The sequence below is a fragment of the Pseudalkalibacillus salsuginis genome (assembly GCF_021646685.1).
Classification (GTDB): Bacteria; Bacillota; Bacilli; order Bacillales; family Fictibacillaceae; genus Pseudalkalibacillus; species Pseudalkalibacillus salsuginis.
This window is the reverse complement of sequence record NZ_JAKJHW010000002.1, coordinates 413,764-432,411: the sequence shown is the minus strand read 5'-3', so window position 1 is coordinate 432,411 and position 18,648 is coordinate 413,764. Positions and strand designations below refer to the sequence as shown.

At 40.3% G+C, this 18,648-nt stretch carries 11 protein-coding genes and 1 riboswitch; of the genes, 9 read left to right on the top strand and 2 right to left on the bottom strand.

What is annotated here, in order from left to right; genetic code table 11:
• Positions 1-325: 325 nt before the first annotated feature.
• The 8 genes from L1611_RS07185 (at position 326) to L1611_RS07150 (ending at position 13,371) form a co-directional block, all read left to right on the top strand.
• Complete coding sequence (locus L1611_RS07185; protein ID WP_236312415.1) at positions 326-1,867, top strand: response regulator transcription factor; 1,542 nt, start codon at positions 326-328, stop codon at positions 1,865-1,867.
• Positions 1,868-1,875: 8 nt separating this feature from the next.
• The gene (locus L1611_RS07180) at positions 1,876-3,696 is read left to right on the top strand and encodes a sensor histidine kinase (protein ID WP_236312414.1); all 1,821 of its coding nucleotides are present in this window, start codon (positions 1,876-1,878) and stop codon (positions 3,694-3,696) included.
• 110 nt (positions 3,697-3,806) lie between these two features.
• Positions 3,807-5,090 carry an ABC transporter substrate-binding protein gene (locus L1611_RS07175; protein WP_236312413.1) on the top strand — a complete coding sequence of 428 codons (1,284 nt, stop codon included), beginning with the start codon at positions 3,807-3,809 and terminating at the stop codon, positions 5,088-5,090.
• 227 nt (positions 5,091-5,317) lie between these two features.
• Complete coding sequence (locus L1611_RS07170) at positions 5,318-6,244, top strand: carbohydrate ABC transporter permease (protein ID WP_236312412.1); 927 nt, start codon at positions 5,318-5,320, stop codon at positions 6,242-6,244.
• Positions 6,241-7,068, top strand: a complete 828-nt coding sequence (locus L1611_RS07165; RefSeq protein WP_236312411.1) for a carbohydrate ABC transporter permease — start codon at positions 6,241-6,243, stop codon at positions 7,066-7,068. The genes L1611_RS07170 and L1611_RS07165 overlap by 4 nt, the downstream gene beginning before the upstream one ends.
• 218 nt (positions 7,069-7,286) lie before the next feature.
• A complete protein-coding gene (locus L1611_RS07160) occupies positions 7,287-9,350 on the top strand; it encodes a beta-galactosidase (protein WP_322972525.1) in 2,064 nt (687 codons plus the stop codon).
• 682 nt (positions 9,351-10,032) lie between these two features.
• A riboswitch (ZMP/ZTP riboswitch) is annotated at positions 10,033-10,112 on the top strand.
• Between the two features lie 188 nt (positions 10,113-10,300).
• Positions 10,301-11,500 carry a phosphoglycerate dehydrogenase gene (locus L1611_RS07155; RefSeq protein WP_236312410.1) on the top strand — a complete coding sequence of 400 codons (1,200 nt, stop codon included), beginning with the start codon at positions 10,301-10,303 and terminating at the stop codon, positions 11,498-11,500.
• A gap of 368 nt (positions 11,501-11,868) precedes the next feature.
• The gene (locus tag L1611_RS07150; protein WP_236312409.1) at positions 11,869-13,371 is read left to right on the top strand and encodes a malate:quinone oxidoreductase; all 1,503 of its coding nucleotides are present in this window, start codon (positions 11,869-11,871) and stop codon (positions 13,369-13,371) included.
• A 272-nt stretch (positions 13,372-13,643) separates the two neighbouring features.
• On the opposite strand, the gene L1611_RS07145 is transcribed toward L1611_RS07150, so the two are convergent.
• The gene (locus L1611_RS07145) at positions 13,644-14,675 is read right to left on the bottom strand and encodes a S66 family peptidase (RefSeq protein ID WP_236312848.1); all 1,032 of its coding nucleotides are present in this window, start codon (positions 14,673-14,675) and stop codon (positions 13,644-13,646) included.
• Between the two features lie 482 nt (positions 14,676-15,157).
• Positions 15,158-16,282, bottom strand: a complete 1,125-nt coding sequence (locus L1611_RS07140) for an AbrB family transcriptional regulator (RefSeq protein WP_236312408.1) — start codon at positions 16,280-16,282, stop codon at positions 15,158-15,160.
• Between the two features lie 110 nt (positions 16,283-16,392).
• Here L1611_RS07140 and L1611_RS07135 point away from each other — a divergent pair, with 110 nt between their 5' ends.
• Entirely contained in the window at positions 16,393-17,265 is an 873-nt protein-coding gene (locus L1611_RS07135) for a LysR family transcriptional regulator (protein ID WP_236312407.1), read from the top strand.
• The last annotated feature ends 1,383 nt before the right edge of the window (positions 17,266-18,648 follow it).

Sequence of the window (18,648 nt, the reverse complement as noted above, 5' to 3'; positions counted from 1 at the left end):
TTTTAACTTGTTATGAATGAATGAAGATATATATACTCCTATAAAATCCATATAGTGAAGGGCGATTTGCGGCTTAACGCAATCGCTCTTTTCGTTTAAAGAAAACAAATTTGTATTTTTCTTAGCAGTACTTAACAATTTTATATTCCTTTTGAGAAATAAATGTATGGAATTGTGGGTTTACGACGGTTCGAAAAGAATTTAAAATAAAAGTATCAGAAATTTTTAAAAAATCTAATAATATATACTTTGGATCGTCTGTTTTTCTGGAGGTATGTTAAGAAGGAAATCCCAAATTAATTTACTTATCAAGGGAGAGATTGTTATGAGGGGTCTGTACAAGGTATTAGTGGTTGATGATGAAATGCTGATCAGGCAAGGAATCATTAACTATATAGATTGGGAACAAGAAGGTTTTCAGATTGTCGGGGAGGCTTCCAATGGGGATGAGGCCCTGCAATTGATTGAAAAAGAACGCCCAAATATCATCATTACTGATGTCGTTATGCCCGGTATGGATGGAATCGAATTAGTCAGAGTGGTTAAAGAGAAGTATCCAGCCATTGAAATTATTGTATTAAGCAGTTTTGAGAATTTTGATTATGTCCGCTCTACGTTTCAAAATGGTGTAGCCGATTACATATTAAAACCGAAATTAAAGGGTGAAGTATTACTTGAAACCTTACGGAAAATTGTACCAGAGCCTTCAAGTTTCTGTGAAATAAAGCAAAGCCCGCCTTCTATGGAAGAACTATTGAAAAAGAGTATACTCGGATATTCCTTGACGAAAAGTGAAGAAGCATTAATAAAAGAGTTTCCTTACAGCCAATTCAACCTTATAGCGGTTTGCAGTCTGGAAAATAAAGAAAACCTATTAACCTTTAAGGAAATCAGCAATCAGTTGATGGAACAGACCAGTCAGATGGAAACTTTCTTCATTCCATCGGATATAGACGACTCCATTCTCGTGATGCTTAATCATGACCCCGAACAGCTGGCATCCATTAAACAAACCCTAACGAATACAGCTGAGCAGCATAGAAGATCAGTAGCGGATACCTCCTGGTTAATGAGTGTCCCATTTTCATCCATTCATGAGCTGAAAACAGTCTACGAGAATAACTTGTTAAAGATGAAAGACTACCTGTTTTATCTGTCTGATCATCCGTTGTTAATCTATGATTCTTTGCCCGAAGTAGAAAAATACAGTACGCCGTTTGATTTAAGTCGGTTCATTGATCTCCTTAAGCAGAAAAGATTCGAGGTCACGGTCCGTTCCTTAAAGGATCATGTTAACTTTATATCACGTGATTATACGATTGATATATTTGAGTTCAAGTCCTGGCTGGAAAATATCATTTTCAATATGATCATCCTTTTGGGAAATATGAAGTACGATGTCGAAGAGTTGGAGAATGCAAAGTACAAATATTTTACTGTTATTAATGAAGCGAAGTATGCCAAAAAGGCTATTGCCCACTTTGATGACTTCCTGGAGGAGATCCAAACGATTCTTGCAGTAAATGACAGTAAGGATCGCCCGCTTAACATGAAATCGTTGTTGCAATATATTGAAGATCACTATGCAGAGCCACTCTCTTTAACCATACTAGCTGAACATTTTCACTTCAATCCTTCCTATTTATCAAGTTATTTCAGTACTCACCTTAAGGTAGGATTCTGTGATTATCTAAATCAAGTGAGAATAGAAAATGCAAAGCAGATCCTGGAGTCCAGCTCTGCTTCCGTATGCCAGGTAAGTGAAATGGTGGGGTACTCAGAACCCAGTTACTTTTGCAAGGTATTTAAACGTCTAGAAGGCTCATCTCCTGGCAGGTACCGTAAGAATGCTCCGGTAATGAATTGAGGACAATAATGAAGAGGTTCATAAGAACGGTTCAAAATAACAATCTATTCATTAAGATGTTTCTCGTCATGGTAATCAGTATCATTTCTGTTTCGGTACTTATTACCTTCAGTACATTTCGTATGTCCAATAACCTATTCATGGAGACGTTCAGCATCACGAATACGAAAGTGCTTAGCCAGATCAAAAAGCAATTCGAATCTTACAGTTATTCTGTGGTTTCCAGAGTAATCAACGTGCAGAACAATGGGACGATCAAGCGGTTGTTGACACTGGATGATATCAGCTCGCTCGAGGCTTCCAATTCCTTTTATACGATAGAGGATCAGTTAGAACGGATCTATTCAGAAGTTCCGCATAAGGCAAACCTTATCGTATTAGGCAAAAACAGACGGTTGTTCAACATGAAATATATGAATTGGCCTGTATCTGCTGACGACTTGATCGACCATCGGATCACTCAAAATACGAAGGCGAAACCGAATGAGATCCTCTATCAATTTATTCCAGACAGTGATATTACCAATGGAAGTCAGATAATCGTAGCGACAAAGGCGCTTACGGAGAGGTCCACCAATAATATTTATGGTTATGTATACATTCCTATTCGAGAACGGGACCTGAGAGAATCTTATGAAGGCTATACAAGTGAAGGAAACAGTATATTAGTAGTGGATGGCAACGGAATGATCATCTCAAGTAACGAACAAGACTTAATCGGACGAGATACACAGGACTTGCTTGAGCATGCTGAAGAGACAGAAGAAAATGGGTTGGAGTATCAAGATGTCCACGTATTCGGCAAAGATTATATGTTATTAGCGGAGGCTTTGCCAGCACTCGATATGTATCTTGTCAATCTAATCGACAAAGAAATGGTCATTGATAATTTGATTGATACAAAAGAAATCGTCCTCATAAGCATAGGCATTGTCCTGCTCGCAGTCGGGGTTGTTTTCATCATATCCAGAAGAATGACTACCTCGATAAGCAAGCTTGTAAGACAGATTTCCGATATGGCGAAGTATGACTTCAGCAAGCCTGTCGAGGAAAGCGGTGGTTATGAAGCGAGGAAAATTGCCCATGCGTTCAATTATATGCTCAATGAATTGCAGGAGCATGTAGAAGTTTTGCTGAAGACACAGCGTAAGCAGCGGAAATCTGAACTGGAGGCTCTTCAATATCAGATCAATCCGCATTTTCTCTATAACACGTTGACGTCGGTTAAATTCCTGGTGAAGGAAGGAAAAAAGGGAGCGGCGTTCGATACAATTGATGCTTTGATACCCTTGCTGCAAAACGCGCTTGGGAATGTGGATGAGACGATTACAGTTGAACAAGAGGTTACGAATATAAAAAACTATGTCTTGATCAATCAAACGAGATATGGGGATAGAGTCAAAGTGAATACACTCATTGCTCCAGATTGTTTCCACTATCATTTACCAAAACTGGTGATCCAGCCATTCATAGAGAATGCTTTCTTCCATGGATTCACAAAAAAGAAACAAGGGTTCATTCAAATCTTGATTGCTAAGCGGGACAATAAGCTTATTTGCGAGGTGATCGACACGGGGGATGGCATGCAAATAGACAAAATACAAAGCAATAAAGGAAAGAGACAACTGTTCAGCGGAATCGGCATCCGAAACGTTCATGAACGGATCCAATTCTTGTTCGGTCATGCTTATGGTGTGCAAGTATCCAGTGAATTGAAAAAAGGAACAAAAGTAAAAATTGTCTTACCGTTATTAGAAGAAATGACTAAAAATAATACAAAATCTAAAAATAATGCCAAAAACGATTTTCTTCACGGAGAAAATTTCTAAAAATAGTTTAATGAATTTCTAAAGATCGTTCTAACGGTCTTTTTTTTGTTGATGGTATCATTGAAGCAAGTAAAATGTCAGCGCTTACAAAAAAAGAGGGGGTTTAAATGATGAGGTTTTCCCAATTAAGGATTTGGTTGTTAGTGGTGGCTGTTGTCACGGTTCTTGCTTTGGCAGCATGTTCTTCTGATGAAACGAGCGGAGGAGAAGCTGAACCAGATAAAATTACGGCCTGGGCGTGGGATCCGCATTTTAACATTGCTGCTCTAGAGATTGCTAAAGAATCCTATGGTAAAGATCTAGAACTTGACGTTATCGAAAATGCACAAGATGATATTGTGCAAAAGTTAAACACAGGACTTAGTTCGGGAAGTATGAAAGGGATGCCTAATATTGTTTTAATCGAGGATCAACGTGCCCAAGGTTTTTTACAGTCGTATCCCGATGCGTTTTTCCCGATTGATGAATACTTCAACCTGGATGATTTCGCACCGTACAAGCTGGAACCTACCAGCTTTGATGGAAAGCAGTATGGATTACCGTTTGACACAGGTGTTACGGGATTGTACTTCCGTACCGACTACTTTAAAGAAGCTGGATATACGAAGGAAGACTTGATGAACATAACGTGGGAAAGATACATCGAGATTGGTAAAGATGTAAAAGCGAAAACAGGTAAAGACATGATGACTCTTGATCCCAATGACTTAGGCATCATTCGTGTAATGATTCAGAGTGCAGGCTCCTGGTACATGAAGGAAGATGGAAAAACTGTCAATCTAGTAGATAACGAACCTTTAAGAAAAGCTTTCGAAAACTATAAAGCCATGATGGAGGCAGACTTTATCAAAGCAAACTCGGATTGGAGCCAATTCTTAGCTGCATTCAACAACGGGGATGTTGCAACGGTTCCAAGTGGCAACTGGATCACCCCTAGTATTGAAGCCGAGGACTCACAGGCTGGTAAATGGGCAGTTGCTCCGATTCCGAAATTGGACATAGAAGGTTCTGTAAATGCATCAAACCTGGGCGGAAGTTCGTTCTACGTGTTAAACATACCTGGGAAAGAGAAAGCAGCTGAGTTTCTTGGTAAGACGTTCGGATCAAATAAAGAATTCTATCAGGATCTTGTCCTTGAAGTCGGTGCCCTTGGTACCTACACACCAGCTTCAGATGGAGAAGCCTACCAGACTGAAAATGAATTCTTCGGTGGTCAATCTGTCACTTCTGACTTTTCAAAATGGATGGAAGAGATCCCAAGCGTAAACTACGGCTTGCATACTTATGCTATTGAAGATATTTTAGTAGCTGAAATGCAAAACTATCTAAAAGGAAAAAACCTGGATGACGTATTGGCAGATGCACAGGCACAAGCTGAAGCACAACTGAAATGATGCGGACAAGTATAGAAGCCTACAAGGCAAATCTCATATAAGAGAAGCGCGGTTATCTGAAAAGGAAGTTCCAACGAATAAAGGGATTCTGCGAAAGCTGCTTATACTTTCAAGGAATCCCTTTATATTACTTTAAGAATGTATACTATGGCTTGACCTTCACAAGGTTTGGCCCGCCAAGTTTTCTGTAAAATCGTACCTTGTCTTATGTAAGGGGGAACGGAAATATGAGCAAAGTGGTGAAGAGAACGAATCTACCCTATACAATTAACCTGAAGTCAAGTGGCAGCTGGTTGAAAAAGAATTATATCGGATGGCTATTCATACTGATAGCTGCTGCTGGAATCTGTCTCTTTTACTTTTATCCGATGGTTCAAGCCTTGCTTCTCTCTTTCCAGTCTGGAATGGGGGCTAATCTGGAATATGTAGGATTGGATAACTATGTAAGATTATTTAAAGATCCTACCTTTATTGCTGCACTACGGAACACGTTCCTTTACTTGCTGATCCAGGTCCCGCTGATGATCATCCTTGCATTATTCCTTTCTGTACTTTTGAATAATGCAACATTGAAATTCAAGGGATTCTTTCGTACAGCCATCTTTTTACCATGTGTAACCTCGCTTGTAGCCTATGCTGTTCTTTTTAAATACCTATTTGGCGAGAATGGCTTGATCAACCAGTTTCTGCTTAACTTGTCAATCATCTCTCAACCGCTGAACTGGCTGTCGGATCCTTTACTTGCCAAAATAGCCATCATCATTGCCATAACATGGAGATGGACAGGGTATAATATGATCTTCTATTTATCTGCCCTGCAAAATATTGATAAATCGATGTATGAAGCAGCGGAAATTGACGGTGCCTCGAGCCTTCAAAAATTTTTCTATATTACAGTCCCGATGTTAAAACCTATCATTTTATTTACTTCCATCATTTCGACAATCGGCACCTTGCAAATATTTGATGAAATCATGAATATCACAAATGGTGGACCGGGGAATGCGACGCTTTCCATTTCCATGTACATCTATAACCTATCGTTTGAATATAGTCCTGATTTCGGATATGCAGCTACTGTTTCATATGTGATTGTCATCCTGGTTGTTCTATTGTCTCTCATCCAATTTAAAGTGGCAGGTGATAAAAAGTGAAAAAGTTGAAAAATGTAGGAGTATACACTTTTTTAAGCATAGCTGCCATAGTGTCGATCTTTCCGTTCCTGTGGATGGTCGTAAGTATGACCAATAAGTCAGTGGATGTTACCAAAGGCCGATTGCTGCCAGGGAGTCACTTAATCGAAAATTTAAATGTATTATTCGAATCGGTCAACATGGTCACGGCATTAGTGAATTCAACCATTATCGCGTTGATCACCACCTTTTTGACGTTGCTGATCGGGTCACTTGCCGGTTATGGCTTTGAAATCTACCGGACACCTGGTAAAGATAAAGTGTTTAACATTCTCTTGTTATCGATGATGATTCCGTTTGCAGCTATCATGATCCCTCTGTACCGGTTATTTGGCCGTCTTTCTTCAACTGTTCCTTTCCTGGGGATTGATACATTGGCTGCCGTAATACTGCCGACTGTCATTACTGCGTTTTTCATCTTTTTGTTCCGTCAGAACACCAAGATGTTTGCGAAGGAATTGGTGGAAGCAGGGAGGATAGACGGATTAAGTGAATTAGGCATCTTTTTCCGTATTTATGTACCAACGATGAAAACGACCTATGCGGCAGCAGCGATCATCGCATTCATGAATAGCTGGAATAACTATTTATGGCCATTGGTCGTGCTGCAATCTCCCGAAAAGCAAACCATCCCATTGCTTATTTCTAATCTTGGCGCAGGTTATACGCCGGATTTTGGTGTCATCATGACAGCCATTGTTATCGGAACCCTTCCGACAGCCGTTGTTTTCTTCGTTATGCAGAAGTATTTCGTAGAAGGGATGATGGGATCGGTCAAAGGGTAATATCTTTAGTCAAATCTTCGTTCTAGTAGGAGGTAGGACATGATTGGGAAAACATAGAAGTATTACAACAAAATCGTGAAACAGAGCGAACATGGGGTATATCAATCAAGTTGTATTGGAAAATGAGTGGACAAGGAAAGTCTTCAAATCAAGCAAATACGATTGCAGGTATATCTCAGTGAATTGGTTTTTCACTAAATAAGAAAAAGGTGATCAATATGACAGTCAGATACAATCCAGTCAGCGGAAAGATTCCCAAAATGCTGCATGGAGCTGATTATAATCCTGAACAATGGGCATACGAACCAGGAATATTAGAAGAAGATATCCGGTTGATGAAATTAGCTAAATGTAACGTAATGTCTGTAGGGATTTTTTCTTGGGCTGAACTTGAACCGGAGGAAGGGACATTCCATTTTGATTGGCTGGACAATGTACTCGATAAGTTAGCCGGAAATGAAATCTATACGTTCTTAGCTACACCGAGTGGAGCACGCCCAGCATGGATGTCAAATAAGTATGAGGAGGTGCTCCGGGTAGGTCCAGATCGGGTCAGAAACCTGCATGGACTAAGGCATAATCATTGTTATACTTCCCCTGTCTACCGTGAAAAAGTTTCGATTATGAATCGTAAACTTGCAGAAAGGTATTCCAACCATACTGCTGTAATCGGCTGGCATATATCCAATGAATATGGCGGGGAATGTCACTGTTACTATTGTCAGGATGCATTCAGGGAATGGCTTAAAGTAAAATATGAAACGCTGGATAACCTCAACCATAGCTGGTGGACGACGTTTTGGAGCCATACATATACGGATTGGCATCAAATTGAGTCACCAGCACCACATGGAGAAACGATGGTGCACGGGTTGAATCTGGACTGGAAGCGCTTTGTCACGGACCAAACACTTGATTTTTTCAAACACGAAGTCAAACCGCTGAAAGCAATCAATTCGGACTTGCCTGTCACAACAAACTTCATGGAAGCGTTCGAAGGACTGGACTATGTGAAATTTGCGGATGCTTTGGACTTTGTTTCTTGGGATTCCTATCCAACATGGCATGATAAGGATGGGGATATTCATAAAGCTGCATGGACCGCGATGAACCATGACTTTTTCCGTTCCATAAAGGACGGGCAGCCATTTTTATTGATGGAAAGCACACCAAGCCTGACAAATTGGCAGCCGATCAGTAAGCTGAAACGGCCTGGCATGCATTTACTGTCTTCCATGCAGGCAGTTGCACATGGCTCTGACTCTGTCCAATATTTCCAATGGCGTAAAAGCAGGGGTTCCAGCGAGAAGTTCCATGGAGCTGTTGTTGACCATGTTGGACATGAACATACACGTGTGTTTAAAGACGTCACAGGAGTAGGAGAAGTGCTTGACCAATTAGATTTGATCGTGGGAACGGCCGTAAATGCAGAAGTCGCCATCATTTTCGATACGGAGAATAGATGGGCAGTCAAAGACGCCCAAGGTCCTCGTAACCAGGGCGTGAACTATGAAAAAACGGTCACGGATCATTATCAGGCATTCTGGAAAAATGGCGTATCCGTAGATGTAATTGATATGGAGCGGGATATATCAAAATACAAATTAGTCGTTGCCCCTATGTTGTATATGGTAAGGCCAGGGGTTGGAGAAAAAATAGAGAAGTTTGTGAAAGAAGGTGGTACGTTCGTCACTACCTATTGGTCTGGAATCGTAGATGAAAACGATTTGGCTTTCTTGGGAGGCTTCCCAGGTCCACTCCGTCATACACTTGGTATCTGGTCTGAAGAAATTGATGGATTATATGATGGACAGGCAAATCGAGTCATGGTTGATAAAAATGACTTAGGGCTTAGCGGAGAATATATAGCTTATGAGTTATGTGATCTGATCCACTTGGAGGGTGCAAAAGCATTAGCTTACTATCAAGACGACTTTTATGTCGGCCGACCCGCTCTTACGGTCAATCAATTAGGGCAAGGTAAGGCCTACTATGTGGCTTCCCGCAATAAACAGCCGTTTAATAATGAATTCTTTTCTCAACTGATTAAAGACGTCGGAATTAAAAAAACGATCGAGAGCAAGCTTCCAGAAGGAATATCTGCTCAAAGCAGGACGGATGGGAAGAATGATTATATCTTCCTGATGAACTTCGGAGAAGAGAAGCAAGTAGTCGAGATTCCGAAGGGAGAGCTCATCGACTTGATCGCTGGGACGTCTGTAACAGAAAATGTCGAGTTATCCCCATTTGGCGTTTCCATTCTGAAAAGGAAAAAGCAATGAGCATTGGAATGGGAGGACAATCGTATGTGGGGGGGAGAATTCCAAACACCAGGAGGGAATTGTTTGTGAACCGAGGATGATTTGTAAGAGTACCTTATTGTTCGCTTGCAGAATCGTGGACAGTGATTGGAATAAAGCTGCCAAGATCGCAAGAGGCCCCGATCTTTGCATCACTCGATGAAGCATTATCCACACTCGATTTTGAATGTGGTTGATATATGCTTGCCAACGATCATGCATAAAGAGATGGTCTTCGGTTTGCTGAGACTTCCATCACATGGCCGCATATGAATCAGCTTCCAGGAAAAACCCTATAAACATTGGCTGATGCATGTGTGAATGATGAAGTATAGAGTATTATAAGACCCTTTGAGTACGAAAAACCGAATGTAAGGTCCTCATAGAGGCTTTATAAGACCTTTAGAGTGCAATAAACCGGATGTAAAGTCCTCATAGAGGCTTTATAAGACCCTTTGAGTGCAACAAACCGGATGTAAAGTCCTCAAAAAGGCTATATAGGTTAGAGGAAACCAATCTAGACATTAGAATCAAAAAATTAATCGGCGTTACTCGGATCCTGATTCTCAAGTGTTCAACTATCCGAAACTAATACAGGAAACGCTAAAAAAAAGATTTGGGTTGAAGGTTTCTCAGAATACTGATACTATAACTATAAAATCGAAAGGCTATGTGTGACTGGCGAACACGGATAACCGTGAGGGAGCACGTAGTATCGAATAGCCGTTCGCCTGGGCAGAGGTAAGGGATAATGGATCCCTTACCTCTTTATGCTTATTAGTGAGGGGGCGATCCATTTAACTAGCGAACACAGGATTTTATAACTATAAGTTCCCTATAGAGGCAGACGATTCGGATTGTTATCATGAATGTTGAGGAAATGGCAATTTATTCTTTGTTAATGGACTACAAGAAAAGAGGAGAAGATACAAATGAGCATAATGACTTTAGACAAGGTTCAAACGATCAAGACGTTAAATGGTATTGCAGAAAGCGGATTGAATGTATTCGATAAGGATGGTTACAGGATCGACAATGATAGTGATAACCCTGATGCCATTGTTGTCCGAAGTTATAACATGCATTCAATGGAATTTGACCATAACCTGAAGGCAATTGCTCGTGCCGGTGCAGGTGTCAACAATATTCCTGTTGATAAGTGTACAGAGCGTGGCATCGTTGTTTTCAATACCCCTGGAGCGAATGCCAATGCAGTAAAAGAGCTTGTGTTGACATCATTGATGGCTTCATCCCGTAATCTCTTTGCCGGTATAAGCTGGGTGGAATCATTGGAAGGTGAAGGGGAAAAAATACCTGAACTTGTAGAAGCCGGAAAAAAACAATTCGTTGGAAATGAAATAAAGGGAAAAACACTAGGTGTCATCGGCTTAGGGGCAGTCGGTGCGCTTGTAGCCAATGATGCATTGGATTTGGACATGGATGTGCTCGGATTTGACCCGTTCATCTCAGTGGATACGGCTTGGAACCTATCTCGGAAAATACAACGTGCTATGACAATTGAACAGTTGTTTGCCGAGTCGGATTATATCACTGTACACGTTCCGTTAACCAGTGATACAAAAGGAATGTTCAATAAAGCAACCTTTAACATCATGAAAGAGGGAGCGCAAATTCTGAATTTCTCACGCGGTGAACTTGTGGATGAAGAGGATATGGCTGAAGCACTTGAAAATGGAAAAATAGGCAAGTATATTACAGATTTTCCAAGTGAAAAACTGATCAACATGAAAAATGTCATTTCAATCCCTCATCTTGGGGCTTCAACTAAGGAATCCGAGGAAAACTGTGCGTTCATGGCATCTCGCCAAACGAAGGAATTTCTAGAGACAGGGAATATCAAAAATTCTGTCAACTTTCCAAACGCTTCTCTTCCTTATACAGGAAAACGACGATTCACCGGGTTTCACAAGAACGTTCCGAACATGGTCGGACAGATAACATCCGTTCTATCGAACTATAACTTGAACATTGCTGACATGGTGAACAGAAGCCGAGGGGATTATGCTTATACGATGATTGACATCGACAATCAAGTGAATGGAGAAGACATGAACGGCTTGGAGGAAGCTATCAAACAGATTGATGGTTTTATTACAGCCCGTATTATTTAATCTTCTTATAGTTATAGTCATGAAAATGTAGAAGTTAAATTGATGGCATGATTTGGTAAAGGAAAGGGAAAATAGAGGGTGGCGGTTCATTGGTAACGGTAAACCAAAGCCCTGACCCTTACAAGAAGCAGGTTTAAGGCTTTGGTTTTTATGTGTTCCTAGATCCTGTGGAAGGACCTCGCACTTTTTACCAACTTTTAAATCATTTATAATTATCATATAATAGTAGATAGATAAATCTATAAATAAATGTAATAGACTATGATAGGCTTATAAGTGAGACAAAAAGGTGTGTGACTAGGTTGCGCCTCAGATTGGTGTGATGCCTGCATCTTTTCTACAAATTTCAGGGGAAAAGGTTGATAAAAATGAGCAACAGAGAAACTGGAACAGATGTCATTTTAATTGGTGCTGGAATAATGAGTGCGACTTTAGGATCACTCCTGAAAGAATTAGTGCCGGACTGGAAAATTACAGTTTTCGAGAAGCTTGGAAACACAGGAGAGGAAAGCTCTAACGAATGGAATAATGCAGGTACGGGACATGCTGCACTGTGCGAGCTTAATTACACAAACGAAAAGCCGGATGGTTCGATAGATATTAGCAAAGCGATAAAAGTTAATGAACAGTTTCAGCTTTCAAGACAGTTTTGGTCTTATCTTGTAAACAGCAAGCTGATAAGTAGTCCACAGGATTTTATCATGCCATTGCCTCATATGAGTTTAGTACAAGGGGAAGATAATGTCACTTTTTTAAAGAAACGTTTTGAAGCGATGTCAAACAATCCTTTGTTTCAAGGGATGGAATTTTGTGATGATCCTGAAAAATTGATTGAATGGCTTCCGCTTATCATGGACGGCCGCACATTGGAAGAGCCTATAGCGGCAACAAAAATCGACTCTGGAACGGATGTCAACTTTGGCGCTTTGACACGCAAGTTGTTTGACCACTTAAAGGGTAAAAACGTCGATGTAAACTATAAACATAGTGTTGAGGATATTGAACGTACCAGCGGTGGCTTATGGGAATTGAAAGTGCGAAATATAGCCAGTGGTAAAGTTGCACGCCATACTGCAAAATTCGTCTTTATCGGAGGTGGAGGCGGAAGCCTGCATTTATTACAAAAATCCGGTATCCCAGAAGGAAAAGGTATTGGAGGATTTCCGGTAAGCGGACAATTTATGGTATGTAACAATCCTGAAGTTGCAGCGCAGCATCATGCAAAAGTATACGGAAAAGCTCCGGTTGGTGCTCCTCCAATGTCTGTTCCGCATCTTGACACAAGGTATATCAATAACAAAAAATCATTGCTGTTTGGGCCGTTTGCCGGATTCTCACCAAAGTTTTTAAAAAACGGTTCAAATCTTGATTTGTTGACTTCCGTAAAACCGAGTAATGTCCTGACGATGTTGGCAGCAGGTGTGAAAGAAATGTCGTTGACAAAATACCTGATCGAGCAAGTTATGTTATCAAAAGAAAAGCGGATGGAAGTTATACGAGAGTTTATTCCGAACGCCAAAAACGAGGATTGGGATTTAGTAGTAGCGGGCCAACGTGTTCAAGTCATTAAAGATACTGAAGCCTCTGGTAAAGGAACGCTTCAATTTGGTACGGAAGTGATTACGGCAGCTGATGGCTCGATCGCAGCCTTACTTGGCGCGTCTCCAGGTGCTTCTACTGCGGTTCACGTCATGCTGGAGATAATCAATAAATGTTTCCCGCAACATTTGAAAGAGTGGGAACCGAAGATCAAAGATATGATTCCTTCTTATGGCGTGTCACTAATGGATAACCCAGAGCTTCTGAACGAAATCCGTACTTCAACAGCGCAGACGCTTGGTCTAAATGAAAAAGAGCCGATCTATAGTTGATTCTTTAGATTATAGAAACCAAACATTTCATGATCAAGAGATTGAAAAGGCAATAAAGGCGCCTCGGGTAATGAATTCCGTTTTAGGCTGCATTCGAAAATAATGATCTAAATGACAACGCTTTCGGCAATAGAAAAGACATAGAATGTAAAGACAAAACGACTCGTCATTGACGAGTCGTTTGTCTTTCCCGAGATCATAATACTAATAAAGCTCTGATTGCGGAAGAATTATTAGATTAATTATGACTCTTGGAATGTTTAAAAATCTTTTTATTCGACTCCACTTTCTAAAATAAAGAAAGTTTCATTATTACAATCAATTTCTGCCATTGCGCCATAAGGTAAAATAAACTTCGGTTCGGTATGACCAAAATTCAAATTATAAAGAATCGGCAAATCTTCTAAATAATATTCCTTCATAACCTTCAGAATTTCATCTTTATATTCTTTATAGAATTTCTCGTCTTTTGGTTTACCAAAAATAATCCCATTCGTTCTTTGTAGAATACCTTGTGCGGCATAATTTCGTAACCAATACTTAATGTAATTTGGTTCCGGCTGTTCTTCAGATGTCTCAAAGAAAAGGATGCTATTCTCCCAATATTTTTGCTCAGGCCAAATTTCCGTTCCTTTTACGAACTCGAGTACTTCAATACAACCTCCAATCAAACGTCCTTGTACGGTATCTGATCCTTGAAGTAGTTCATATCCAGTGTTCTTTTGCATAGTACGCCGTTGACTCTTATTCGATTCTATCCATTCTAAACGCTCACTCGTCCATTCTTTAGCCGGTTGAATTTCTCCAATCATCTCATTTGAAAAGAACGTTCGATTCACCATTTCAACTGTATATGGATCCATTTCAATGTTTTCAGCAAAATCGGTTAAGATTGCTGGACCGTAAAAAGAAGAAATCCCTGCTTTATGACAAAATAAATGTGAAACGGTTACATCAGAGTACCCCATAAAAATTTTCGGGTTTTCACGTATAACACCAAAATCAATATAAGGAAGTAAGCGAATACTATCTTCTCCACCAATATTTGCAAAGATTCCTTTAATCCTTTCATCCTTAAATGCTGTCATCAAATCTTCAGCACGTGCTTTTGGATTTTTATAAAGATGGTCTCCACCTTTCAAACTATTCGGCATTGGGACAACTTTAAGACCGAAAACTTCTTCTAATCTTTTTACACCTTGCTCATAGCGCCATCTTAGTTCTGGATCACCTGCCCCTCCCCAAGAAGGACTTATTGTTGCAACCATATCTCCTGGCTGCAGTTTCTTTGGCTTTATCAACATATTAACGCCCACCCTTATATACCTCTATAACTACGACTATCATACCCCGAATTGTTGAAAAAACATAGTACATGACTTTAGTTTATAATCAACAAATTTCAACAATTATTGTCTTTGGACCAGCTTTAAATGTAAAGACAAATGCCTTGATTTATACTTAAAGTTGAAGTAGAAAGGTTCAAGGCAATCGATGGTTCCGTAGATTTGCTTTGTGGGGTCTCGACAAGGTTCTGTCGAGTTCTGGATCGGTGCATTAGATCACAAACTAATGGAAGTAGCTAGTCTATGACACACTATGAAAAGAAAAAAACCAGACCAAATAGAACGGAAGAGTTCTTCATGTCCTGGTTTCATTTTTGGGGGTTATGAGACAGCCCCTTTTTCTTGTGAATGCATCTATGATATCCGTCTGTGGATATTCCGTGATTTGCCTTGCGACTTAGTAGGGAATTCGGTTTATGGTAACAGCTATTCCATTTCCTTCAACTGGATAATCCAACCTTTTTCTTTTCATAGTGCTCGATAATTTTGAAACAAGGTGGTAATAAGAGGAGGACGACGATGATCCTCAGGACTTGGACGGCGACGACGAATGTCGAATCACCATCTAAAAGAACCGCTGTGGTTGCCATTTCTGCAATTCCACCTGGGGCAAAAGCCAAGGTGGCTGTCACGAATGTAATTTCCGTCAGTTTCGATACGATGAACGAGCAGCCGAACATAGCAAGGATGAACCCAACCGTACATAGTAATGCAAGGTTTACGATTTTCCCAAGTCCGATCAACATATCCTTGTGAAACATGGCGCCGATACTGGAGGCGATCAAGATTTGTGCAAGGACCATGAACGTGTGCGGCCACCAGACAACGATATCAGCGCTGATCATCGAAGAACCGGCTGTCTGGAATAACGCTACACCCAGCATGCTTCCAATTGTCCATGGAGCTGGGAGTTTGAGCTTTTTCCCTAAAAAGGCTCCTCCCCATGCTGCAAAAACTAGCGCAAAGGTCCCAAACAGCTGCGTGAGTTGGAATTCCGGTACAGCCATCATGTAGGCACCGTTCCCTGCGGTCGAATGATGAGGTGTCACCAACAAATACGAAACAATCATCGGTACCATCAAAATGACGAGGAAAACACGTATCGTCTGAATGATGCTTACGATTGTCGTATTTGCCCCGACCTCTTCTGCGATACTGGGCATTGCTGTCAATCCCCCAGGGGCAGTTCCATAAAAGCTTGTAAGCATATCTGTCTTACTGAATTTCCAAAGAACATACCCTGAAAGAATGGAGAAGATGATAGACATGATCAGCATGAAAAGGATCGCAAGGGAATTTTCCATGAAAACGTTCATAACGGATAGGTTGATTTTCTGTCCCAACTCGATTCCTAATAGGCATTGTCCGGTATAGATCCAAAACTTTGAGATTCCTTTCCCGCTCGTTTGTAGAAAAGGTGGTTTTCGATAAGAAAGTATAGCTGCAACGACTAATGATCCGATCATCCAGCCAATCGACATACCTGTCAAAGAGAGTAGGAAACCACCGGTACTGCTCAAGACAATGAACATCATGTTGCGATAGATAACGGTTTTTTTGTTCATAATTCAGCTCTCTCCCTTATATGAAAAATATAGTATACTTCTAGATATAAATAAAATATTGGAATTGAATGGATATCTATAAGTTTTCGTTATAGCTGGGAGGGATATTGATGGAAACACGTGATTGGTTGATCCTGCAGATCTTATTTCAGGAGAAGAACATTACGAAAGCAGCTAAAAGACTATATATATCACAGCCTGCTTTGACCAACCGTCTGAAACAGATCGAAAAGGAATTTGGTGTGAAGATCGTTAACAGGGGGAGACGGGGAATCCAGTTTACATCCCAAGGAGAGTATCTGGCACAATGCGCCGATGAAATGCTGCTAAGGATCCGAAGTATCAAGGAACATGTACATGACATGAAAGATATCGTCTCAGGAACATTAAGGCTCGGTGTATCGAATTACTTCGCCCATTATCAATTACCCGGTGTTCTGAAGCTGTTCAAAGACAGGTTCCCCAATATCGAATATAAAGTCACGTCAGGGTGGAGCAGCGAGATTGCCCCATTATTGCCTAAAAAGGATATTCATATTGCATTCGTAAAGGGAGACTTCAATTGGGTGGATGAAAAACATTTATTGTTTGAAGAAACGATATGTATCGTCTCCAAGGAACCGATCAATTTGGATGAACTCCCCGAATTACCGAGGATCGATTATCGGTCCGAATACTCCCTGAAGAGCGTAATCGATAACTGGTGGGCTGAACATTATCCGCATCCTCCACTGATCAACATCGAAGTTGATAAGGTCGATACGTGTAAAGAGATGGTGCTTAACGGCTTAGGGTATGCGATCATGCCAAGTATGATTCTAAGAGATACGGAAGGATTGCATACAATCGATCTGAAAACAAAGGAAGGGGAACCCTCATTAAGGAAAACGTGGATGTTATATCATAAAGAATCATTGAATTTGAACATGGTCAGGGAGTTTGTCAATTTTATAAAAAGCATCGATATGAATGAGGATTTTTAAATGTTAGCTCCCAGCGAGTTTCTTTTAACGACATTCTCGATTTTTCCTGCGGGAAAGAGACCCAGGCGTGCCCACGTGGCAAGAGGACCCGTGAGTAGGGATGAATCTAGCAGAAATTCGATCAACTGAAAAAACCAGTTTCTTTCTCTATCATCAGCACAAACCAATGTCCTGCTAGTTTAATAGAATAGAGTATCATGCTTTTGGAGGTGATGCTCTATTGAGAAACATTTTGTTCGTCATCAATCTTATTTTCCTCCTTATGAAATTCTCCAGCTGTGTCCAATCTGTTCGCCGCATGAAGCGATTCTGAATCGGTGTATAGGTGATGATCGGCCGATAAAGGAACGGAAGGTCAAGAAATCGGACAGTCGAATTTAGGTTCCAATAAAGAATGATCCGTGGATGGTCTTGGGTCATTTTTTAGTGGCCAAATATGGGTGGTGGCTAATGTTAACAATACTCTGTTGAAAGACAACCAAGTCGATGTGGTCCTGAATATCTAAACTAAGCGAATTCAACAAACTATTAAAGGATGAAGGGATCGTCATCAAAGTCATCCTGCAAAAAACGCCTTGACGGAATTAAGAGAAGTATATTTTGTTGGGGAAGGTAATTTCTAATCCAATGAAAGAGACAGTGGCAAGGTTACGAGTTCTAGAAAGTTCCAGATTATCGTATACCGTAACCCTTGATTAAAGGGCTGCCCAGTCTCTAGTCCAAATGACTCCTTTATCATGGTCAATCTCTGACGAAAAAATCCTAGCATTACTAGCCGATAACAGGACAAATCACAGTCGGCTTAGAGTTAGGAACAGGAACAAAACATACCTGAATCATTTTAGAAAGCAGCTTCCATTTTTGCAAAGGGTTCCGTTTAGAGGTGCAAAATCAAAAATAACGGGCTTGATGACATACGTTTTGACATTATAGTTGCATAGAGTATGTAAAACAGACTCAATATTTGATGAGTCTTTTTGTCTTTATAAAAAGGATTTTAATTTTCTTCTTACTCCATTAAAGCCCCCTTCAACGGAATATCTGGTGTAATCCAATATTCTTGAATTGCACCCGATTGTTGAATAGCTAAATATGGCTCATTAATGTAGACAGTATTATAGATTGATTACTAACTGAAAAATGGCATCATTAAGTAAGAACGATCAATGAAAAAATGACATCAAAAACGTCATTATAAGCGGCACTCCTTTTGGCAAGCTCCTTGGATCGTACAATAACTATTGTCCAATGAAAATATCGTGCCATTTGACGTGTCATTTACTAATTGAATGGAAAAACCTTGATATTAAAGCAAAATGCCCTGTGTTAAATTTACAGGACTTTTCAAATGTCATTTAAGGTTATCAACCCCAAAACGGAACC